This is a genomic window from Polyangiaceae bacterium (assembly GCA_020633205.1).
Lineage (GTDB): Bacteria > Myxococcota_A > Polyangia > Polyangiales > Polyangiaceae > JAHBVY01.
This window is the reverse complement of the sequence record JACKEB010000027.1, coordinates 36031-57524: the sequence shown is the minus strand read 5'-3', so window position 1 is coordinate 57524 and position 21494 is coordinate 36031. Positions and strand designations below refer to the sequence as shown.

Genomic DNA, 21494 nt, shown 5'->3' with positions numbered 1-21494 from the left:
CCTTGAGCGCTGCCGCCCTGAGCGCTGCCGCCCTGAGCGCTGCCACTCGAGCCGCCGCTGCCCGCTTCGCCACCAAAACCGTCGCCCAGCGTCTTGCCGCCGCACGCTCCCAAGAAAGCCAAACTAAGCCAAACCGCACGCTTCATGGGTGGAGAATACACCGCGAACCCAAACCGCGCATGACTCGCGTTTGGCAGTTTCCATACGAGTACCTGGAGACCTTGCTCCAGATTGCCTCATGCCAGCCGAGCGCCGCGACCCGTTCGCGCTTGCGGGCTCTCGGCGGAGCGCGCACCGTCTGGTCCGTGGGTCGCGAACGAGAACTGCGCATTCGCGCAAACGGTGTTGATTTCGCCTACCTAGAGTCCGGTCGAGGCAAGCTGGTGATTCTTGCGCACGGCTTTCCCGATACGGCGCACACCTGGGACTGGCTGCGACCACGTATAGCTGAGCGCGGCTATCGGGTCGTGGCTCCATTCATGCGCGGGTATTACCCTACGGAAATTCCAAAGGACGGCGCCTATGACAGCGACACGCTTGGCCGCGATCTGATCGGCTTGATCGAGGCGTTTGGTGAGGAGCAGGCGATTCTAGTCGGTCATGACTGGGGCGCCAGCGCCGCGTACAGCGCCGCGGGGCTGGTTCCCGAGCGGGTTTCGCGCCTGATCACTACGGCGGTTCCTCATCCGGGGGCGATCCAGCCCAGTTTGAAGCTGCTCTGGCGTGTGCGTCACTTCTTCAGCTTGAGTACCTCCGGGGCTCCCGCCCGCGTGGCGCAGAATGACTTCGCTGAGATCGATGAGCTCGTGCAGCGTTGGTCGCCGACCTGGTCGGTTCCTCGCGGAGAATTCGCTGAGGTGAAAGAAGCCTTCAGGCAGCCGGGCTGCCTGGACGCGGCGCTTGGGTACTATCGGGCGCTTTCCCCTCTCCCCCCGAAAGGCCATCGTCGGCCGATTGAGGTTCCGAGCGTGGGCATTGCGGGCGCGGATGACCCGATCCTCGAGCCGTTTCGCTTCCATCAAGCTGCCCGGATGTTCCGAGCTGGCTACCGGGTGCTCTACGTTCCAGGGGGACATTTTGCCCATCGGGAGCACCCTGAGGCGTTTCTAGCGGCCTTGAACCGGGCGCTGGACTGGACGCCTGGCCAGCTCGATTGATTGATCGCCTGGGTGCTTATCGAACGGCCGTTTGGTATGCTGCCCAGGTGAGGCGACGATACGGCTTTTCTGCGGTTCTCTCGGTGCTTGCCCTGAGTTCGGGCCTGGTGGCTTGTGGGGAGGACGCGCCGAGTGCCCAGGAACCGAGCGTTGACGGTGGAGGCGATGCTGGTGAGGCGGAGCTGCCTCCCAAAGCCGATCTCGTTTCCGCGGTGAACCCAATGATCGGAACTGGAGGTGTTGGGTTCGGAGTCGGTTCTGCCTATCCCGGACCCACCCTGCCGTTCGCGATGATTCACGCAGGCCCCGACACGAATACGGCGAAGTTCGATGGCTTGGGCTTCTATCACTGCGCCGGCTACCACTACGGCGATCCCTTGATTGAGGCCTTCAGCCTGACCCACGCCTACGGCACCGGCGTGGCGGACTACGGGACCTTCGGGCTCATGCCGCTGGTGCTCACGAGCGGTGCGGCGCTTGGGGCCGAGGTGAGGTCCGAGGAGGGCTACGCGAGCACGTACTCTGGTGAAGTCGCTCAGCTCGGCTACTACTCCGTCGACCTGGAAGGTGGACGCAAGGTCGAGATCACGTCCACGCGCCGCGCGGCGCTGTTTCGCTTCAGCTTTCCTGAGTCGGGTGATCCGCTAGTCTTGCTCGACGCCGAACACACGGTGGGTGACGGCAAGAGCGCTGGTGGCGACGTCCAGCTGACCGGCTCGGACATTTCCGCCCGGATGCACAACCTGGGCGATCTAAGCGATCGCTTTGGGGGCTTCGAAGTCTACATGCGGGGCACCTTCGACGTCGCTCCAAGCGAGGTCGGCGTCTGGGACGAAGCGGGCATGCACCCAGCTGAGTCAAGCGCAGCGGGTATCGATGTCGGGGGCTGGGCGCGCTTCCCGGCGGGCACACGCGAAGTCTACCTGCGGGTCGCGATCAGCTTCGTCGACGCAGAAGGCGCGCAGAAGAACCTGCAAGCCGAGCTTCCGAATTTCGACTTCGATGGCGTGCGTACCCGCGCAGTGGAGGCTTGGCAGCCGATTTTCGACGGCTACGAGGTGTACACCGCTGACGCGACTGACACCGAGACCGTCGCCACGAGCGTCTATCACACGTTCACGATGCCCAGCCTGATGAGCGACGTCGACGGTCGAGCCCGGGGTGTGGCTACGGAAGCCGAGCCGCTCGGTCCCATCATTCAGCCAAGCGAAGAGCACTACAGCGATTTCTCCTTGTGGGACACGTACCGCACGTTTCACCCATGGTTCATGCTTGCGGAGCGGCCCGAAGCCGGGCTCTTCGCGCGCTCCCTGGTGCGCCTTGGAGAACAAGGCGGAGCCATCCCGCGTTGGGCGCTGGCGAACGGCGACGTGCACAGCATGATCGGATCCCCTGGGGAAATCGTGCTCGCGGAGAGCGCGCTCAAGGGCGTCGACTTCGACCAGGCGAAGGCTTACGCGCTGTCCCGAGTATCTGCCGTAGGGAAACAACCTGGCGCTATGGGCGGACGCGGTAGCATCGAGTCGTATATGCAGTATGGCTTCGTACCGTCGGATATGAGCAGCGGCTCTGTATCCCGCACCCAGGAGTACGCCACCGCCGACGCAGCGCTCGCTCATTGGGCGGAGGCCATGGGCAAGACCGAGGACGCCAGCACCTTCGCCGCCCGTGCTGATAGTTGGCGGGCTCTATATGACGCTGACAGTGGCTTCTTCCGCGGCAAGAACAGCGATGGCAGCTGGGCCGCGATGGGCCTGCCCACGGTACAGTCGGATATGTACACCGAGGGTAACGCCTGGCAGTACTTGTGGATGATCGGCCACGATCCGGCGGGGCTCGCGGAGCAGCTCGGAGGAGAAGAAGCCGCAAAGACGCGCCTACGCGAGTTCTACGATAGTAGCCGCGAGGAAACGCCTGTGCTCGGCGTGCGCAACTACTACTGGCACGGCAACGAACCGAATATCCTCGCTCCGTGGTTGTTTGCAGCCTGGGGTGACCGCACGTCCACCCGCGACTTCGTGCATTGGGTGATCGACGAGATGTACGGCACTGGTCCCGACGGACTGGCGGGCAATGACGACGCTGGTACGTTGTCTTCTTGGCTGCTGTTCGCCAGCGTGGGCCTCTACCCGGTGAGCGGCACCGATCGCTACATCGTGGGCGCACCCCGTTTCCAGAAGGTGGTGGTCCACCGTCCGGGAGGCGACCTCACGGTGGAGGCGAGCCGCGATCCGCGTCAAGGTGCGATCACCAGCGTGACCCTCGACGGTACGCCCATCGAGGGTCCCTTCGTGACCCACGGCGCGCTCCGCGGTGAACACGTGCTGCACTTCGAGGTCGGAGACTGAGACGCCCTAGTCGTTGTTCCACGCGGGGCCGGGTGGCACGGGCGTGTTCACTTTCACACCAGTGGCGACCTGGAGCACTTGGTTCAATTGATTCGTCAGGTACTCCGTCAGGAGCTCTTCCATTGCCGACAGATCTAGGTTGCCGGCGGCGTCGGCGGCGTCGGCCTGCTCGAGAGCGCGGTAGTACCGTCTCTTGTTGGCTGTGATCTGCTCAGGTATCGTTACCTTGCCGGGCAGCAGGTAGCCGGTCCGAACACACAACACGAGATAAGATGCAGCACGCGAAGTTCTACCGTTTCCGTCCGGGAACGGATGAATCCAGTTGAGCCGCCACATCACATACGAAGCGAGATGCAACGCGGAATCGCTGTCCCAGCGATCGTTGACATAGTCGCACATCTCTTCCATCAGACCCTGAACCTCAGGCCACGCGGGGGGCGCATGAGCGGAGCCTCGGATCTCGATATCTTTCGTCCGAAGTGCGCCAGGCGAGGGCATCAATCCTTCGATCGCGACCGCGTTGAGCTTGCTTAGCGTTGAGACACGTAACCTGAAGCGTGGCGGTGGGCTAAGCGCGTCACGCACCAAACTCTTAAGCAGATCGAACTGGGCGATCGCATTCTGTGCCTCAAGTGGAGCCTTCTGCTCCTCTGTGAGTTCCTGGAACGGCTCGTCCGGCTTGAGCTTGCTCTCTCGCTCAGTCATTGCGCGGCGGCGTCTGCGCTGCTGCTTCGCTCACAATCGCCCGAGTGACGAATTGGTTCTCAATGTTGGCGTTGCCGAACGCAAAACTCTCTCGTTGTTGTGCGTGGTCCTCGGCAGTCATCGTCACGGAACGGGCGGCTTCGATGAGTTGTTCTAGTTGATCAGACATATCGGCGGCTCTCCGGAGCAGTCAGTCTGACCTGAACGAGTGAGCAAGACCACAAATCACCAATGCCACTGCTAACTGGTTGAAATTCGGATCCATTTTGGAGACTGAGACGCTACTCCGCGCCGCCCAGCGGCAGGGTCACGTCAACGAACACGACGTCGTTGGTGGCTGGCAGCTCAAAATCCTGGGTGACGATGTACACGGGGCCGTCGTCGGTGTTCGGATCTGGAGTGGCATACAGCGGGACGCTGATGCGGTATTTCCCTGCGGGAGCGCTGTGCACGTCGTGGCAGGTGCAGCCATCAGGCGCATTGGAGAAGGTGTAGACGTTGCCCGCCCAGGTGTCCTCGAGAGAGTCGTTGCTCGTCACCTCCAGGCGACTCCAGGGGCACGCGCCACAGGCGATGCAGCCCTGGTAGTTGTCGCAAGAAGCCGTGCAATCGCCTGAGCGACTCAAAGCGTTCACGTAGCCGTCGCTACAACTCGAGAGTGAATAGTTCAGGCTGCAATCCTGCTGGATGTACACAGGATAACCCGGATCCGAGTTCGTGAAGACGAAGGTCACCGGGTACGGCCCTTGTCGCATAGTTTCCACGCGGCATTCATTCGGCATCCCACCAGCGCCGCCGCTAGCCCCGCTGCCGCCGACGGCGCCGCTGCCGCCCTCTGCCCCGCTGCCACCCTGGGCACCAGTGCCGCCGGAAGCTCCGTTGCCTCCAGTGGCGCCGCTGCCTCCCGAAGCACCGCTGCCGCCAGTGCCAGCGTCACCACCGCTGCCACCCTCTCCCCCACTAAAAGAACTGCCACCGCATGCGATGGCCAGGCACGCCGACGATACGAGAATGAACACACGCTTCATGAATGACTCCAAGCTTTCGTGGTGTGGAAAAGCAAGCGGTGTGCCGGTGACACGGACTCGCAGAAAGACGCCCTTTGCGCGGACATTCGCGACGGAGTGTGCCGCCAGGTGAGCCAGATCGCGCCATTCCGATCCTAGCCCTTGTGCGGCGCCCGTTCGCTTATTTGGAGGAAGACGGAGCTTCTGTCAGCTGCGTCGCCTGGCGCATCAAGAGGGGAGAGACGAGCGCGGCGCCGAGGTTCAGCATCACGAACCAGCTGAGCGTCGTGGCGGCGATCGCCGAGACACCGTGCTCTCCCGTTGCGAAGCCGGCCAAGAGTTCCAGCGCGACGGCGTCACGAGTACCAATGGCGCCTGGAGTGAGCGGCATCGCCGCCACCATCATCAGCACGGGTACGTAGGCCAGCGCCGCCCCGGGGGGGACCCACACCCCAAAGAACGAAAACACGAGCCAGGTGCTCAAGAACAGCAGGCCCACGTGGGGTATCCGCACGGCAATGGCCTTGAGGTGTCCCCTGACACCGATTTCGACCAACGGCGCCGTCGCTTGCCAGCGTGAGAGGAAGCGCGCGCCCCACTTCAGTAGCGCGAAGTACGCCAATCCGCCGAGAGCCGCCACGCCCACTACCGGCGCGAGCCAGGGCACTTGGTCCCCGTTGAACGGAAGCGCAAGAGCACACAACAAGAGCAGCCCTGCGAGGTTGGTCCCATAGACCAGCAGGGTTGCACCGGCCACGCGCCAGAGCGGCGCCGAGTAGCGCTTGGAGATCACGTAGGTCAGCCACGCCTGCCCCAGATTGTGGTTGAGCATCGACGGGAGGTAGCTTGCCCCGCGGATAATCAGCATCTCGCGGAAACGAATCGGGCACACCGTCTTGCGGTACACGTACGTCGTGGCGTAGCTATCAGCTACCAGGCTCAGCATCTGCATCACCCAGGAGAACAGGAAAAAGACGAAGAAATTCGTCTGTCCCAGCGCCCCCTTGAGCTGCTGCCAACCCGAGCGATGCAGCACCCATCCAAGCAACACGACTGCCAACCCGAAGGGCAGCGCCGTGCGCCACCACGGCTTCTTCGCTCCGCGAAATCCTCCTGGATTGGGAGCGTCTTCGGACTCGCCGGTCGAGGCTGGAACAGATTCGGACGGACTCATTTGCGGATCACGAGCGGCTGGGCAGTCTCTATAGCGCACCTGTAAGGCCATGACCCCCACCGTCTCCCCCGGATCAGCGCAGCGCGTCGTGGTCGTGGAGTGTTAGTCGAGGAGCGCGACGCGTGCGCTTCGCGTTTCACTGAAACGTCGTGAAGCGCCTGCGCGCGGAGACGCGATCCAGCCAAATCTAGCTTGAAACAACCAAGCTGCAGCATGCGGATTTTGGGGGGAGGAGCGCCGGCTGACACCTGGTGACAAAAAGTTCGAACTGTCGGCCGTTGCAGCTTCAACGAAACCAACAGTTCAAGTACCGTCGCTCACGATGCGCACAGTTTACGCGGGGTTGGTGGTCGCGGCGTGCACGTGGTCGGGCGCTGCGCACGCAACGGAGCCGTGGTCGGACCCGGATCCAAGGGCCGATCAGGAGCGGACGGAGTTTGGTGACTACGGGCTCAAGCTTGGAGCCGAGTACCGCGCGGTCGGTCTGTACATGAACCCCGTCGATCTCAACGGCACGAAGAATCGCCGCGCGTCTTGGGCGGAGCATCGCGGGCGTTTAGACACCAGCGTTGACTACAAAGAGAAGGTTCGCTTCGTGCTCTCCATGGACCTGCTGGATGGCACGCTGTGGGGCGACAACGGCACGTTCGGCGGAAGCCCCTCCACAGTCACGGGTTCCACCGTCGCCGCATCGAATCCCAACAACGCGAAGGTCGGAGTGGGTTTCCGCGGGGGAGACGATCAGCTCGATCCCGACAACTACGGTTACGTTCTGGTCCCCAACGATGCGGTGTTCGTCCGTCATGTGTATGGCGAGTTGAATCTGCCCATCGGTCTGTTGCGCATCGGTCGTCAGCCAACCAGCGACGGTGCGAACGTCCTCGTCAACAGCGGTCGCAGCTTCGCGAACCGCTTTGGCTACGCGAATCGGGGCGACTACACCGACCGCGTCTTGTTCGCGACGAAACCCCTTGAAGGGTTCAAACCTGAGGAGCAGCGAGACCGCAGTCGCGATCGAGGGCTGTTCTTCATCACCTTCTACGATCGCGTCGTGGGTCACGACCCGCAGCTGTTTGGCGACGACTATCACTCGCTCGGCTTCGTGGTGCGCATGCTGCGTCCCGAGCCGACGCAACGGCAGTCGCTTGAGGTGCAGGCGAACTATGCGCACCGCTGGAGCAGTGAGTACGACACGAACACCAACGTGCTCGGCTTGCGCACGATCTTCAACGTCGACAAGTTCACGATTGGCTTCGAGGGCAACGGCATCCTTGGGCGCACCCGTGAAGTCAGCGAAGCGTTGGCGCTGATCAACAGTGACCCGATCATTCGCCAGCGGGTGAGTCAGTGGGGCGGTCGCGCGGTTGCACGCTGGGACGAACCGAAGTGGACCGCCTATCTGGAGTTCGACTACGCGTCGGGAGATCGCGATCCCAACCCAGGCACGGATCTCACTCAGATGCTTTTCTCCGAGGATACGAATGTCGGCCTGCTGATGTTCGAGCGGATCTTGGCGTTCGAGAGCGCCCGGACGGCAGCTGCAGGTGTCGAGCTCCTACAGCGCCTTGGTGCATCGACGTTCCCGAGTGAGCGTACGGACACCGAGGGGTCATTCACCAACGCGCTGGCAATCTTCCCGCAGTTCGACCTGAAGCCGAAGGACAACCTGCTCTTCCGCGGCGGCGTCCTGATGGCTTGGGCGCCGGACGGTCTCGTGGATCCGATTCAGTCGCTGCGTTTCCGCGATGGCGTCGCGATCGAAGACGACTTGGTGAACTACAACGGTGGTAAGCCGGGCAACTTCTATGGCGTCGAGCTCGACGGTCGCTTCCAGTGGAAGTTCGAAGAGCATTTCTACTTCGATCTAGAGAGCGCCATCCTGTTCCCCGGGGATGCGTTCTACGACGAGAATGGCCAGGCGGCGCGCAGCGTCTTGGTTCAAGGTCGCAGCACGTTCCTGTTCTAGCAGGACGCCGAAAAACTACGGAGACGGGACACCAAGCCGACGTTGCTCGGAGTCATGACGCTCTCGGTCATGCTCAGCGGCGGAGGTGCGCTCGAGCAAACTTCTCGCGTTCCCCTTGCGCGTGGTTCTGCTTTGCTCCAGACTCCGCGGGCGTGCGCACGCGCACACGTATTGACCAAGGCAAGACCATGGCCCACATCCCAACCACCCACTCGAGTTCCCACCTCGAGTCGCCCTGTTGTCGCCTGCTAGGCGCACGGGCGGTTAGCGCTACCAGCCACGCGAGTGGTTCGGCGGAGCTCCATGCGGTGTTCGTTGGAGGGCTGAGCGGGTTCGACCGAGCCGGCATGCTGACTCTCAGCCGCCGTCCGAGCTACGCCAGCCTCTGCGTGTGGCCCGTATCGCTGTAACCGCGCGCCTGCGGTTCTTCGTATTTACTTGTAATCCTCGCTAGTTGGGCGCTTCGGCGCGCCTGCTGGCGCTGGTTCTGAAGCGAAGACCCAAGTGCCGCGCGGCATTGCGCTCGAGGACCCGGGATTGCGCTCGTCAGCGCGCCCGGCTCCCGTCTCTGGCGGCGCCCGAAAGGGCGCTGCGAGGCGGAGCTTTGTCCTTACAAATTATTTCTCTGTGGAATTTATGAAAATGGAGTCTTGTCATGACTCGTATCAAACAAAGGACGCCCACCAACAAGACGAGCCCCCTGGCTCGAGCCTCGAAGACTCGGAATTTTGGCATTGTCGCTCACGTTGACGCCGGCAAGACGACGCTCACCGAGCGTATCTTGTACCAGGCTGGGCTGCTTCACCGCGTGGGTGAGGTTCACGACGGAAACACCGTTACGGATTCGGATCCCCTCGAGCGCAAGAAGGGCATCACCATCAACGCCGCTAGCGTGAGTTGCGAGTGGCGGACGCATCGTCTGCAGCTCGTGGACACCCCGGGACACGTCGACTTCGGTGCTGAGGTAGAGCTCAGCCTGCGGGTGCTCGACTCTGCCGTTGTCGTGCTCGATGCCGTTGCTGGCGTGGAGCCGCAGACGGAGAGCGTTTGGCGGCAGGCGGATCGCTATCGGCTGCCGCGACTCTGCTTCGTCAACAAGCTGGACCGCGCCGGCTCCGACTTCGAACGCGCCGTGAGCGAGCTGGAAGCACACTTCGGGGTGCGGTGCGTCGTTGTCACCAAGCCCGAGCTTTTCCCCGATGGGATCTTCGCGCTCTACAAGGTGTTGGACGATGCGTGGGTTGGTCGACCGATTGGACCCGATCACCGCCCGCCCAGCATTCACCGCGAGCGTGCCATTGAAACCCTAGCAAACTTCGACGACGAAGTGGCGCGCCTCTACCTTGAGGAAACGGAGGTGCCGGGTGAAGTGTTGCGTCGCGCCTTGCGTGACGCGACGCTCGCCGGGCACGTCGTGCCGGTGCTAGGCGGCGCGGCGTACAAGAACCTGGGTGTGCCCGAACTCTTGGACGCCATCGTCGACTACCTGCCGGCACCTGACGAACGTCCGGCAGTCGTCGGCTCGGAGCCCTCCAGCGGCGCAAGCGCCAGTCGCGAGCGCAGTGATGAGGAACCCCTCGCGGGTCTGGTGTTGAAGAAGCTCCATGATGGTTTCGGACAGCTCGCGCTGGTCCGACTCTACGCTGGGCGACTTCGCGCTGGCGACAAGCTGTGGACTTCTCAGGCACCTCGAGGCGCTCGGGTGGGACGCTTGGTGCGCGTGTTTGCGGACCGCCAAACGCCGATCGAAGTCGCTCACGCGGGTGACATCGTCGGAGTCGGTGGGCTGGAGCTCGCGCCTGGGGACACGATCTCCAGCCTCGAGGCACCCATTGAGCTGCCCCGGCCTGTGCTGCCGGAGCCGGTCGTGCGCGTCGCGCTTTCGCCCAATCAGCAGAGCGACGTCGAACGTCTCGGCGTGACGCTCGCGCGGCTCACCCAAGAGGACCCAGCCCTGCGTCTGGAAACGGACCCGGAGACGGGTCAAACGCTGCTCGCCGGCATCGGTGAGCTACACATCGAAGTCGCCGTCGAGCGCCTTCGAGAACGCTACCGTACGGAAGTCAAAGTGGGACCACCTCGTGTGGCCTACCGCGAAGCCCTCACTCAGGAGGTGCGTCATGAGTTCAAACTCTCAAAACAGTCAGGCGGACCTGGTCAGTACGCTCACGTGGTACTCCTGGTGGGACCCGCTAGCCCCGGCACTGGGCTCGATTTCGAGGACCAATCTCGCGGCGGCGTGGTGCCGAGCCAGTATGTCCCTGCGGTGCGGGCTGGCGTTGAAGCGGCGATGACCTCGGGTCCCCTGCTCGGATACCCAATTGAAGACGCTCGCGTCGTGCTCGTCGATGGCTCGAGTCACAGCAACGACTCCAACGACTTCGCGTTTCGTTTGGCAGCGCAGAAGGCGTTCCGCGAGGCCGCAAGTCTCGCGGGGCCGGTGCTGCGTGAGCCCCTCATGCGCCTCGAGGTGCTCGTCCCGGAGAGCCACTTGGGAGACGTGATCGGAGATCTGAGTCGTCGTCGCGGTCAGGTGCTCGAGCTGGGAGAGAAGAGCGGAGTGCGCTGCGTCAGCGCAGTCGCTCCCCTCGCGGAGCTCTTCGGTTACGCCGGGAGCTTGCGGTCTCTCAGTCAGGGACGTGGCAGCTTCAACATGCGTCTCGACAGCTACGCGGAGGTTCCGGCGCTGCTTGGCGAGGCCCTGAAGAGGCGCGCCGTCTGACCTAATAACTAGTCGCCCCCGGTTTTCCGATGCCAGTTCGGGAACGCCGGGGGCGGCGCCTTTTGTTTGCCCGCTTTTGTTTGTTGGTGTTACCCGGCGGAAGCAGTGCTGTCGAATAGCAACCTGCCAACGATCAAGCCTTGGGAGAGTTCCAGGGTGACGCGCTCTCGGGTGCCCTCGATCTCGCCGTCGCGTATGACCACCACGCGATAGGTGTGCGCCTCCTTCGGCTCCTCCAAGAGCCAGGCTTCCAGCCACTCGAGCAGGCGCTCCTTGCTGGTAATGGGTTGGTCGTCGATGCTGAGCAAGATGTCGCCGTCGAGGAAGCGCAAACGCTCGAGCAGGCTTTCTCGCTTGATCTTGGACAGCTTCACGCCTTTGTGACCATCGCTGTCCTCAGCATCGCTGAGCTCCACGCCTTTGAGCAGCTTCTTGCCGCGGCTTTTCAGTGCCTTGACGGTGAACCCTTCTAGAGTTGCGCTGAGGGGTGAATCCACGCGGATCCCTTCCGCGATCTCCAGGGGCACCCCGCCGCCGGTAACTCCCTGCGGCGGCGCGTTCGGCTCAGGCGCCGGACGGCTGTTCTCACCCCCCTCGGCCAACTCGAGCGCACCGCCTTTGGAGCCGGCCTGGGATTCACGCACGCCCGGATTGATAGCGATCGAGCACACTCCGCCGCCGCTCGAAAACGTCACGCGGTCCCACTCGATCTTACTGACGCGGTAGCCGCCTATCGTCTCACCTACGTGTTTTATTTCCGCGGGGCTATCATAGTCGACCGCGACGCTGGTGGTGGGGTCCTCGTCGTCGTGGGTGATCGCCCGCACCACCAAGCCTCCGCAGGGCCCACTTGGCCGATGCTTGACTGAGCCGTGGCTCCGCTTGGGAGTGGGCGGAGCCGCAGTGGGTAGGTCGACCGCGGCGCGCTGCTTCGGCTGCAGCTCCGGATTGGGCCTCGCCTCCGGATTCGGCTTCGCCTCCTTGGGCGGCCAGGATTCATCGAGAGGCGACGCAGTGTGCGAGTCGCTTGCACCACTCGCGGAGACCTTTGTCTCGGAGCTAGGCGCTTCAGCTGGGCCTTCGGGCTCTTCAGGTTGACTCCGCGCGACGTAGCCGATCAGCAAGAGCACCGGGATAGCGCCCAGACTGACCCACTTGATCACGCGATCGAATCGGGCGGGAGAGAGCGGCATGGTGACTTCCTAGCTGCGCGCGTCGGCCCTGCGACTCATGAGCCGCGCCAGGCGTACTACGCCGCACCCAGCGATGCGAAGCGTGTGCCACTGAGCACGTTGTTCGGCAAGGGTCAGGGATGGATGGCGAAAGTCCACGGGTCTACGCAGGATTCTGGTTTCGACACAGTGTCGGTCCGCAGACCTACACCGTGTCCGCGACAGGGTTGGTTTGTCAGCTTGGCGGAAAGCTCCAGCCAACCCCACTGAGAGTGACAGTTTGGCCCTCAATTCGCGGGTGACTCCGCGCATTCGCGATGTAGGCTCCCGCCACCGTGACCGCCGAGGCAATCAAGCCAGGAGTGGTGCTGGTTGCGCGTTACCGAATCGACGGGGTCGATGAAGCGGAGAACGCGTTTCAGGCCACCGATCTGAGAACGAACTCCCCAGTCGTGCTTTATCGCATCGACGATCGTGAGGCCGACGCGTTGGAGAGCGTCGTCGGGTTCCACGGTCCCGATTTGCTCGAACTCGTGGAGGTCGTGCGCCTGGGCGCCGATCACCTGGCTGCGTGTGAGCCGGCCAGCGGCGCGACCTTGAGTGACGCGGTAAGCGAACGCGGCTCCCGCTCCGCGGTCGAAGGTGTCCGCTTGATGCTGCCGATCGCTGGCACCCTCGCACACCTTCATCGCAGCAACGCGATCCACGGCTCCGTTACCCCGCAAACCGTGCTGCTCGGCAAGCGCGCTCGTCTCGCTTTTCGGCCCGGCCGCCGCGGACCATCGGCGTTTCGTTGTCCGGAGCGCAACGCGGGGGGTGGTCCTTCCGCACGCGATGATGCGTGGGCTCTCGCAGCGTGCCTCTACTACACGCTGGTGGGAGAGCCCCCAACGCGCTCGGGGATCGGCGCGCCGGATGAACTGTATCTGGCCGGAATCGAAGATCAGCAGCTGCGGGCGATTCTGTTTCAAGGTCTTGCGACGGCGCGCGTTCAGCGCGTTGCCAGCGCCGAACCGCTGCGAGCTGCCCTTGAGCAGTGGCTTGCAGCTCAAGAAGGTGGCGGCGACGCCACCGCGAATCCTCTAGGCGGGAAGCTAACCGAACAGGTCGCTCCGAGCTCCGCGCATCGGCGCCCCTCGGCCGCTGACAGCTTCGTGAGTGCGTCCACTGAACGAGCCGGGGCGGGTGTTGCGGCACCGCCGGTTCCGCCCTCCAGTTCCCCAGGGAAATCACCTTCGCTGCCAGCACCACCCCCAGCGCGTCCGCGCATGCCGTCGGACGCGGCGACTCAGGAGAGCCCGGTCTACAACCCAGCGGCTGCCCCTGCGCGACGTCCGGACTCGGTTCGCCCGCCCATGATGACCTCGCCGGGGATCGCGCCGAGCGTGCGCCCTCCGGCGCCGATGCGGCCGTCGTCGGTGCGACCTCGGCCACCCGCGGTGAGCCGCAGCCGTGGCAGTGGCGTGACGCAGATTGGTCTTGGCTCGCTCAAACCTCCGGTGCCGCCGGCTCCAGCGCCGCCTGCGCCGCCCACATCGGCGCGACCGTCCGCCAGGGGTGGCACCCTGGAGTCGCCCAAGGTTCCCCCGCCGACGCCAGCGAAGCCCGATTCCTCGGGGAAAGCACCGCCGCCACGACCCGAAGTGGGCAAGCGCAAGCTCGGCGGCACACTGGTGATGCCAGACGGCGCGAAGCCAGCGCCGCCGAAGCGCGACGTGCGGGACCTGCCTGACTTCAGCGAGGGCGCTGATGACCAGACGATTCGAGCCGATTTGAGCACTCTTCTCGCTCAGATGCCGACCGCCGATGCGGCGGATTGGATGCCCCACGACGACGCAGAGCTCGACGACGACGAGACTCAGGTGATGTCCGATCCATCGCGCTTGCGCATGATGCGGCCAGATCCTGACGCGACCAATCGTCTCCCGGCGAGTCAGCCGCCTGGTCCCGCGAGCAGCGCACCGCCTCCGATCCGCAACCTGGCGCCGCCTTCGGTGCCACCGCGCCCGGTCAGCTCCGCTCCGCCGCCCGCGCCAGCCCCAGCGGTTGCGCCACCCGTCCCTGCCGCGGCCCCGCCTGCAGTTGCACCACCCCCTCCGTCTTCAGCGGCTGCTGCTGCTCCTGCTCCCCCTCCCCCTCCTCCCAGCGCTGCCGCGCCTCCGGCGCCTCCGCCACCCCCTGCGCCTGCGTCAGCCCCAAAGGGCTTTGGTGCGACGCAACCCCTCGCCATGTCGCCGTTTGAGGAGTCGAGTGCGGGCGCTTCAGCACCGCCGCCGCTCCCCGCCGTGGCGAGCCCGTCCTCGCTCGAGCTCTCTGCGACCGCACCGGCGCAGGCAAGTCCGATGCAATCAGCTTCGGTCGTCGCATCCCCGAGTCTCGGCAACATCGTTAGCCAGGCCCCGCCCTCAACTGGCGGGGGTGCGGGCCGCTGGATCGTGATGGTCGGCGGGTTGGCGGCCTTGGCCGCAGCGCTCGTAGCAGCGTGGTTCGTTTTCGCGCGGAAACCGGCGGTGGACGCTGTGGCGGCGAATACCGCGAACTCTTCGAAGCTCGTCGCTCAAAGCGCGGTGCCTGCGCCGAGCGCCGAGCCTGTCGCCAGTGCGGAACCCGTAGCCAGCAGCGAAGCAACCGCCGCGCCTTCGGCTGAGGCAGCGCCAGCCAACGCTGAGCCGAAGGCCGAGCCAGAGCCTAATGCGGAGCCACAGCCTAATGCGCAGCCACAGCCAAAAGCCGAGCCGAAGGCCGAACCAGAACCGAAAGCCGAGCCGACGCCGGAAGCGAAGGCCGAGCCTGTGGCCGCCGGCGACGTGAGCGCTTGCGTGCAGAAGTGGCTCCCCGCGGATACATTTCGCAAGCCACCGAACGTCAGCTTCATGTGCGAGGAGCGCGATCCGCGCAAGGGCGCCCTCGAGCTAAAGAAGCGCATCATCGTTGGAGCGGGCGGCAAGACCACCCAGGTCATGCGCCTGGTCGCTCGCTTGGGCTGGTACGAGATGGCGACGTACGCCACATTGCGCGACGCGTGTTGCAGCGCTCCCGAGCCGGTCTACCTTCCAAAGGCCGCCCCGCACTGTAAGGCGATGCCTGACGTGATTGCGGAGCTATCCAAGGCTGTGCGCGATCAGAGCGGGCTAGAGGGCGCGCTGGACGCGTTCGCCAAGAACGCGATGTGCGAGGCGGGCGCCGGCAAGGCTGGCGCCTACTGGATGCGCCGCGCGCCCGGGGGACAGGAGCGCGGCACCTTCGAGGCTTGGGTCAAAGCGCTCAGGCGCTAGCTTTCGCTGCTCGACTTTTTGGTGCCGCCGAGCTCTTCCCAGCTCACATCGGCGCAGCAGCGGAAGCCGATGGAGTAGTCGTGATACTCGAAGCCGTGCCCTGTGGTGCGGTAGTCACAGCCCTGTCCGTTCTGGAAGGTGTCCATGAAGAAGCCTCCGCGGAACGTGCCTTCGGCGTCAGCGACCCACTCGTGGAGGTTCCCCACCATGTCGTAGACGCCGTAGTCGTTGGTGCAGCCTTCCATGCTGCCGGTCTCCACGGTGGTGTGATCAAACAGTAGGAGCCGCTTGTCGTTCATGAACGACGGGTGCCACATCTTGATCGAGTCGTCGCTCGTAGGCGCCTTCTTCCACAGCCTGGGCACTGGGTGGTTGTCCAGCACCTTGAAGCGGTCGTTGCAGACGTTGGCCTTGCGAGTGTTGCCGTACGGATATCGCGTTAGCTTGGGTCCACGGCAAGCGGTGACCCACTCGTCGGCGGAGCACAGTCGCTTGCCGGCTGCGGCGCACACCACTGCGGCTTGCTCTCCGCTGATGTAGCCTTGAGGTCGCCGGCCCTTCACGCTCACCGCGACCATTTCGCGCTCGCGTCCGTCGATTTCCTCGTTGTGTGGCCAAGGCGTGCGCCCCTGCTTGGTCACGCGCTCCAGGGTGCCTTCCCAGCGATCCACGCAGTACGCGGCCTTGGTTCGCGTTACTAGTGCCATTTCCGCTGGGCAATTAGCTTGCCATGCGGGGGTCATCAGCATCGCCTCAGGTTCCGGCTTCACAGGCGTCGAACCGCTATCCACGGCAGGCTTCTGAGTATTCGTTGCTGAACTCTGCAGGGTTTGGGGGGGAGGGGCTCCAGGTGCCTCCGGGGTGCCGCTATTTTCGGCTGCAGCGCCTCCCGGCGCAGCAGGTCCCGCCGCAGCGCCTCCCGCTGCAGCGCAGCCAGCTGTGCCAAGACTCAATAGGAAGCCACTGAGGGCAGCCGGAGTCAGCCACTCGCTGAGTCGCTTCACTCCCAGCGCTCCTTGACTTCGATACCACGAGCGCGCACTGCGCTGAGAAACGGGCCGAGCGGCACGCAGAGCTCGCCCGGCAACACACCACGCTTCTCGATGGCGCCTGCGGCAAGCATGTAAGCGATCGCCGCTGCTGGATAGGCCGTGGTGCGTGCCATCGCGCTATGCCCCGTCTCGGCGTTATGGTGGTCGATGACCTCGTAGATCAAGCGGCGCTGTTCGCCGTCTTTCAGGCCCTCCACCGTCACGCGGACCAGCACCACGTCCGTGTCGTCGTCCATCAAGTGCCGCTCCAGCATGTCCTCCACGAACTTGCGCGGTTCGACGCCGTTCACTGGCTCTTCAGAGAACAAGCCGATCGACTGCATGCCAGCAAACGCAGCGCAGTGGCCGGGGTAGCGAATCGTCTTGTAGTTCAGGTTGCGCACCTTGCCACGCAGGGTCTTCGGCAGCGTCGAGCAGCCCCCCGAGGTGTTGAATGCTTCGAGTTCGCCGAAGGGCTCAGGAAAGCTGAGGCTCTCCACGTCGATCAGGGACGGAACGCGCTCGAGTTTGCCGTCTCGCAACACCTCGGCTGGTTCGAGGTATTCGTTGGTCAGGCCGCGTACGGAGAACACCAGTTTGTAGTTCAGTGGCGGCTTCGGGTGAGCCGGAAGGCCGCCGACCCTCAAGCGGAGGGTCTCGACGGAGTCGAAGTGCTCCACTCCCAACGCTCCAAACAGGCAGGCCATGCCTGGAGCCAGGCCGGTGTCTGGCACGACGCAAATCCCCGCACGTTCCGCCTCTTGGCTCATCGCCATCTGGCGCTCGACGACGAACAGGTTTCCGCCGAGGTCGCACATATGCGCTCCCGCCAGGATGCAGGCGCGGGTCACCGCCTCGTTGAAGCGGTAGTCGGCGGACGACAACACGACGGACGCCCCCTCGATGACCGGCACCAGCTCGGTTCCCTGCGGTCCAACTGAATCGAGATCGAAGGTCTGGCCCTCGATGCGCGCGGCGCGGCCTGCCTTCTGGCCGTCGCTGAGCAATGCTTCCAGTTCCTTGCCAGCGCGGGTCAGGAGATTCGCGTCGCGATCCACGAGCTTGACCGTTGTCATCCCCGGTTGGCGAGCCAGATCCCACGCAGCGGCTCTACCCATACGACCAGCACCCAGAACGACGGCTTTCATGCGCCCGTTGCTAGCAGCTCGCTTGGGCGATGGCGAGCCCGCTGAGCCGCCCGCCGACTGCAGCCAAGAAACGCCCCCTGCGTCACGCCGCATCCTCATGAACAATGCGCAAGGAAGCGGCCGCTCGAGTAGTCTCCAGGCCATGAGCGATCGTCCGATGCACACCGTTCCAGGGTTGTTTAGCAAGCTTCAGGCGCTCTACGCGGAGGGCGAGGCTCTGATCGAGCAGGGGGAACCCCAAGCCGCGGTCGACCGCTTCACCGAGATCATCGCCTTGGATGACCACTTCCGGCAGCGCTACATCACCGCCTACGCGCAGCGCGCGTTTGCCTATCATCGCATGGGTTGCCTCGCGGAAGCGATTTCTGACTACTCCAAGGCCATCGAGATGGAGCCGCCCGTCAATCAGGCTCAGTACTACTTTCAGCGGGGTATGGCCGAGGCCGCTCTGGGCCAGAACGAAGAGGCGCTGCGGGACTACAACGCCTCGATCGAGCTGCATCAAGGGCATCCTGGTCCCTACCACCTGCGGGGGAAGCTCCTAGCGGATGCGTTTGGGCGCTTCGATGAGGCGATCGCTGACTTCGATCGCCTGCTGGAGCTGAACCCGAATCCCGACGGATACCAGTACCGGGGGCTTTGCAAGGTTCAGGTGGGTGCGCACTCGGAAGCGATCCAGGACTTGGAGCAGTCCCTCGCGATGCACCCAGGCAACCACTACGTCGAGTACTTGCTCGCCTGTTGTGCCGCGGTGCTCGGCAACACTGAAGAGATGTATCGGCGCATGAGTAACGCGCTCACTGGCGACGACTGCTATCGCGAGTACTTCAGAGAAGATGATGAGTTTTCAAACTATCGGGCTGACGCTCGCTTTCAGCAGCTGGTTGGCTGATATCGCGCCCATCGCTCCTCCAGGCATGAACCCCGGCGCTTTCGTTGCCGGTGGCGGCGGCGACGGCGGTGGTGCTGGAGGCAAGGGCGGGAAGAACGGTATCGGCGAAGAAGACGTAGGAACCGGAGACGGGGACGACCACGCGAACGGCGATGGTAACTGCGGCGGCGCCACCGGAGCGAACTGTTAAATCCACGAGGATAATCTAGCTGCGGGTGACCGGGTCGAGCTATCCACCGGCAGAGTGTTTACCGTTCCCGTCGTTGACCTCTTCGTTCCCGGCCCGCTGTCCTTCGTATTTGAGCGGCAGTACAGAAGCGCTCTTGCCCCAACTGCGCCGCAGAACTGGAGCGCTTTGCAGAGCGGAACCAGATGAGGGTGGAGTATTCATCGGACGAAGACGACGACGACAGCGATCGTCTGGTGATCGATCACCGGCCAGGTCATTCGGAATCTAACCGGCCAGAATATAGTAGTAGAACGACGGCTGAGGTTCGGGCGGCAGCAGCAGCACGTCGTGCCGCCGCAGGGAGCTAGAACGGATCATGAAGGCACGGAGTATGAAGGAGGCGTCCGCCAATGCGGACAAGGTCACCGAGCTAGATCTTGGTGCCAAGGACATCAAGCGTCTGCCCGCGGGTTTGCGGAAGCTGACCAGGTCATCTCGCGAACTGCGACGTTGAAGCGTTTGGCGTTGGTCAACTTGACGTTAAGCGAACTACCGGAGTGGCTCAGAGGTCTTGAGCTCGATTCAATCCGGCTCAGTGATCTACCCTTGCGGGAGCTGTCTGGGTGGCTATTCGAAAAGGACCAGCGCGAGTTCACCCTTCAGGATATGGACGAGCTAGGTATCCCTGGGCCAATGGGTTCGGTTTGACGGACGTGTTGGCCTACCGTGAGTGGTGTACCGAGCAGGGGGAGCTGAGGGTCAAGGGTGGTGCGGCAGATCTGTACCCATGGCAGAGCTCCGAAGCCCTGCTGATGCTGCCAGCGTTGACTGAGCGGCCGGGTCGAGACGAGGTTGCCGGGTTTCGCTTGGTGTTCCGCTTCACGTAGGGCGGATCCCCGCTACCGATACCGCTTCGACCCCGGCGCGCTCCCTCGATCCTCGGTATTTTTCGCCGGGATTTGGGGGGGAGGCGCGCCGTCACTGCACTGCAGTCCGCCCGGGACGAAGAAGCAGCATACTGCCGATCTGAGCAGCCTTGCGGCGACCCTTTGCGGCAGCCAATCTCCCGCCCATGAAAACGACTCCTCAGGACAATGGGCATCTGTCGACGCTGATCGTGCCCAACGTGATTGATGGGCAGGAACGCGAGTCCAGCCACACGTACGCCAGCCGCAGCCCCTCCCAGCGGGATGACGTGGTCACCCTCGCACCGCTCTCCAGCAAGGAAGAGGTGCGCGAAGCTTGCCAGAAGTCTCGCGCCGCGCAGCGCGCTTGGGCGCGTACACCGGCTCCTGGCCGCGCGCAGATCATCGGGCGCCTGGGTCAGCTTTTGCGTGAGGAAAAAGAGAGTCTCTCTCGCTTCGTGAGCCGTGAAATGGGCAAGCCGATTCGTGAGGCTCGCGGCAGTGTGCAAGAGGCGATCGACACCTGCGACTTTTTCCAGAGCGAGGGTCGCCGCCTCTATGGTCAGACGGTGCCAAGCGAGCTTCCGAACAAGGAGCTCTTCACGTATCGGCGCCCGGTCGGGGTGGTCGGCGTGATCACCGCGGGCAACTTCCCCATCGCGGTCCCCAGCTGGAAGATCGTGCCGGCATTGCTTTGCGGAAACAGTGTCGTCTGGAAGCCTAGTGACGATGCGCCGGGCGTGGGTGCCCTGTTTGCGGACCTCTGGTACCGCGCTGGCCTGCCCCGGGGGGTGCTGAGCGTGGTCCACGGTGGTGGCAAGGACAGCGCTGGTCAGTTCTTGATCGAGATGATGGATGAGCAGCTGCTCGACAAGATCTCCTTCACCGGCTCCACCGAAGTTGGGCGCTTGGTGGGCGAGGCGTGCGGACGCAACTTGAAGCGCCCGTCCCTCGAGCTTGGCGGCAAGAACCCGTTGGTCATCTTGGCGGACGCCGACATCGAGCTGGCCGTGGAAGGCGCGCTGTGGTCGAGCTTTGGTACCGCAGGGCAACGCTGCACGAGCTGCGGGAACATCATCGTCGACCGCAAGGTGATGCCCCAGGTTCGCGACCTGCTAGTGAAGAAGGCTTCCGCGCTCAAGATCGGCGACCCCCTGGACGAGTCGATCGCCTACGGACCCTTCATCAACGAGCGCTTCCTCGAGCGCTGGGTCGCCCAGCGCTCCGTGGGTATCGAGGACGGCGCCAACCTGCTGCTCGATGGCAAGCGCATCACCCCTGGGAACGAGCCCGCGAACTTCGCTGGCAACGCGGAAAAGGGCCTCTACGCCACTCCGCGCATCTTTGACCATGTGAAGATGAACATGCGTGTGGCCCAGGAAGAGTGCTTTGGCCCGACGGTGAACTTGGTCGAGGTCGACGGCATCGATGAGGCAATCGAAGCGGCGAACGGCACGCAGTATGGGCTCTCGAGCGCCATCTACACCCGCGACGCGCGCGCGATGCTGCGCTTCAAGGAGGAGATCAGCGCGGGTATGACCAGCGTGAACAACTCCACCACCGGCGCGGAGGCGCACTTGCCCTTCGGCGGCAACGGCGCCAGCGGCAACGGCACGCGCGAGAGCGGCATCTGGGTGATCGAGGCGTACACCCGGTGGCACTCGGTGAACGTGGATCTCGCGGGCAAGCTACAGCTTGCACAGATGGACCTGGAAGAGGCAGCGCCGCCGCCGAAGCCCGACTGGTCCACGCTGGTGAGCTGAGCTACAGACTCTAGCGAAGCACGAGCCGGCCAGCGTTTCCTCGCGAAAACGCTGGCCGCA

At 63.9% G+C, this 21494-nt stretch carries 19 protein-coding genes; 11 read left to right on the top strand and 8 right to left on the bottom strand.

Annotation, left to right across the window (positions count from 1 at the left end; genetic code table 11):
• Window positions 1-146, bottom strand: a 146-nt coding sequence (locus tag H6718_36135; GenBank protein ID MCB9590891.1) for a hypothetical protein, incomplete at its 3' end; no start/stop codon positions are given.
• A gap of 33 nt (window positions 147-179) precedes the next feature.
• Here H6718_36135 and H6718_36130 point away from each other — a divergent pair.
• Both H6718_36130 and H6718_36125 read left to right on the top strand, forming a co-directional pair.
• Window positions 180-1157 carry an alpha/beta hydrolase gene (locus tag H6718_36130; protein MCB9590890.1) on the top strand — a complete coding sequence of 326 codons (978 nt, stop codon included), beginning with the start codon at window positions 180-182 and terminating at the stop codon, window positions 1155-1157.
• Window positions 1158-1204: 47 nt separating this feature from the next.
• Entirely contained in the window at window positions 1205-3505 is a 2301-nt protein-coding gene (locus H6718_36125; GenBank protein ID MCB9590889.1) for a glycoside hydrolase family 92 protein, read from the top strand.
• Window positions 3506-3511: 6 nt separating this feature from the next.
• Here the strand turns inward: H6718_36125 and H6718_36120 are convergent, their stop codons facing one another.
• The 4 genes from H6718_36120 to H6718_36105 form a co-directional block, all read right to left on the bottom strand.
• Window positions 3512-4210: a Fic family protein gene (locus tag H6718_36120; GenBank protein ID MCB9590888.1), complete on the bottom strand. Its 699-nt coding sequence runs from the start codon at window positions 4208-4210 to the stop codon at window positions 3512-3514.
• Entirely contained in the window at window positions 4203-4379 is a 177-nt protein-coding gene (locus tag H6718_36115) for a hypothetical protein (protein MCB9590887.1), read from the bottom strand. The genes H6718_36120 and H6718_36115 overlap by 8 nt, the downstream gene beginning before the upstream one ends.
• Before the next feature lie 112 nt (window positions 4380-4491).
• A complete protein-coding gene (locus H6718_36110; GenBank protein MCB9590886.1) occupies window positions 4492-5238 on the bottom strand; it encodes a hypothetical protein in 747 nt (248 codons plus the stop codon).
• Between the two features lie 160 nt (window positions 5239-5398).
• Window positions 5399-6391 carry a flippase-like domain-containing protein gene (locus tag H6718_36105; GenBank protein MCB9590885.1) on the bottom strand — a complete coding sequence of 331 codons (993 nt, stop codon included), beginning with the start codon at window positions 6389-6391 and terminating at the stop codon, window positions 5399-5401.
• Between the two features lie 322 nt (window positions 6392-6713).
• Between H6718_36105 and H6718_36100 the strand changes: the two genes are divergently transcribed.
• The 3 genes from H6718_36100 (at window position 6714) to H6718_36090 (ending at window position 11079) form a co-directional block, all read left to right on the top strand.
• Window positions 6714-8357 carry a hypothetical protein gene (locus tag H6718_36100; GenBank protein MCB9590884.1) on the top strand — a complete coding sequence of 548 codons (1644 nt, stop codon included), beginning with the start codon at window positions 6714-6716 and terminating at the stop codon, window positions 8355-8357.
• Window positions 8358-8545: 188 nt separating this feature from the next.
• Window positions 8546-8767: a hypothetical protein gene (locus H6718_36095; protein ID MCB9590883.1), complete on the top strand. Its 222-nt coding sequence runs from the start codon at window positions 8546-8548 to the stop codon at window positions 8765-8767.
• Between the two features lie 245 nt (window positions 8768-9012).
• Entirely contained in the window at window positions 9013-11079 is a 2067-nt protein-coding gene (locus H6718_36090) for an elongation factor G (GenBank protein ID MCB9590882.1), read from the top strand.
• Window positions 11080-11168: 89 nt separating this feature from the next.
• Here H6718_36090 and H6718_36085 read toward each other — a convergent pair whose 3' ends face one another.
• Window positions 11169-12272, bottom strand: a complete 1104-nt coding sequence (locus tag H6718_36085; protein MCB9590881.1) for a hypothetical protein — start codon at window positions 12270-12272, stop codon at window positions 11169-11171.
• Window positions 12273-12586: 314 nt separating this feature from the next.
• Here H6718_36085 and H6718_36080 point away from each other — a divergent pair, with 314 nt between their 5' ends.
• On the top strand, window positions 12587-15526 hold the full coding sequence (locus tag H6718_36080) for a hypothetical protein (protein MCB9590880.1): 2940 nt from the start codon (window positions 12587-12589) through the stop codon (window positions 15524-15526).
• Here H6718_36080 and H6718_36075 read toward each other — a convergent pair.
• Both H6718_36075 and H6718_36070 read right to left on the bottom strand, forming a co-directional pair.
• Window positions 15523-16530, bottom strand: a complete 1008-nt coding sequence (locus H6718_36075; GenBank protein MCB9590879.1) for an SUMF1/EgtB/PvdO family nonheme iron enzyme — start codon at window positions 16528-16530, stop codon at window positions 15523-15525. The genes H6718_36080 and H6718_36075 overlap by 4 nt on opposite strands.
• The gene (locus H6718_36070; GenBank protein MCB9590878.1) at window positions 16527-17705 is read right to left on the bottom strand and encodes a saccharopine dehydrogenase NADP-binding domain-containing protein; all 1179 of its coding nucleotides are present in this window, start codon (window positions 17703-17705) and stop codon (window positions 16527-16529) included. The genes H6718_36075 and H6718_36070 overlap by 4 nt, the downstream gene beginning before the upstream one ends.
• 142 nt (window positions 17706-17847) lie before the next feature.
• Here H6718_36070 and H6718_36065 point away from each other — a divergent pair, with 142 nt between their 5' ends.
• From H6718_36065 to H6718_36045, 5 genes are all read left to right on the top strand, one after another.
• On the top strand, window positions 17848-18597 hold the full coding sequence (locus H6718_36065) for a tetratricopeptide repeat protein (GenBank protein MCB9590877.1): 750 nt from the start codon (window positions 17848-17850) through the stop codon (window positions 18595-18597).
• Window positions 18545-18787, top strand: a complete 243-nt coding sequence (locus tag H6718_36060) for a hypothetical protein (protein MCB9590876.1) — start codon at window positions 18545-18547, stop codon at window positions 18785-18787. Before H6718_36065 ends, H6718_36060 begins: the two co-directional genes overlap by 53 nt.
• A 355-nt stretch (window positions 18788-19142) precedes the next feature.
• Window positions 19143-19280: a hypothetical protein gene (locus H6718_36055; protein ID MCB9590875.1), complete on the top strand. Its 138-nt coding sequence runs from the start codon at window positions 19143-19145 to the stop codon at window positions 19278-19280.
• A 190-nt stretch (window positions 19281-19470) separates the two neighbouring features.
• Window positions 19471-19653, top strand: a complete 183-nt coding sequence (locus tag H6718_36050; protein MCB9590874.1) for a hypothetical protein — start codon at window positions 19471-19473, stop codon at window positions 19651-19653.
• A 185-nt stretch (window positions 19654-19838) separates the two neighbouring features.
• Window positions 19839-21434, top strand: a complete 1596-nt coding sequence (locus H6718_36045; GenBank protein MCB9590873.1) for an aldehyde dehydrogenase family protein — start codon at window positions 19839-19841, stop codon at window positions 21432-21434.
• Window positions 21435-21494 lie beyond the last annotated feature (60 nt).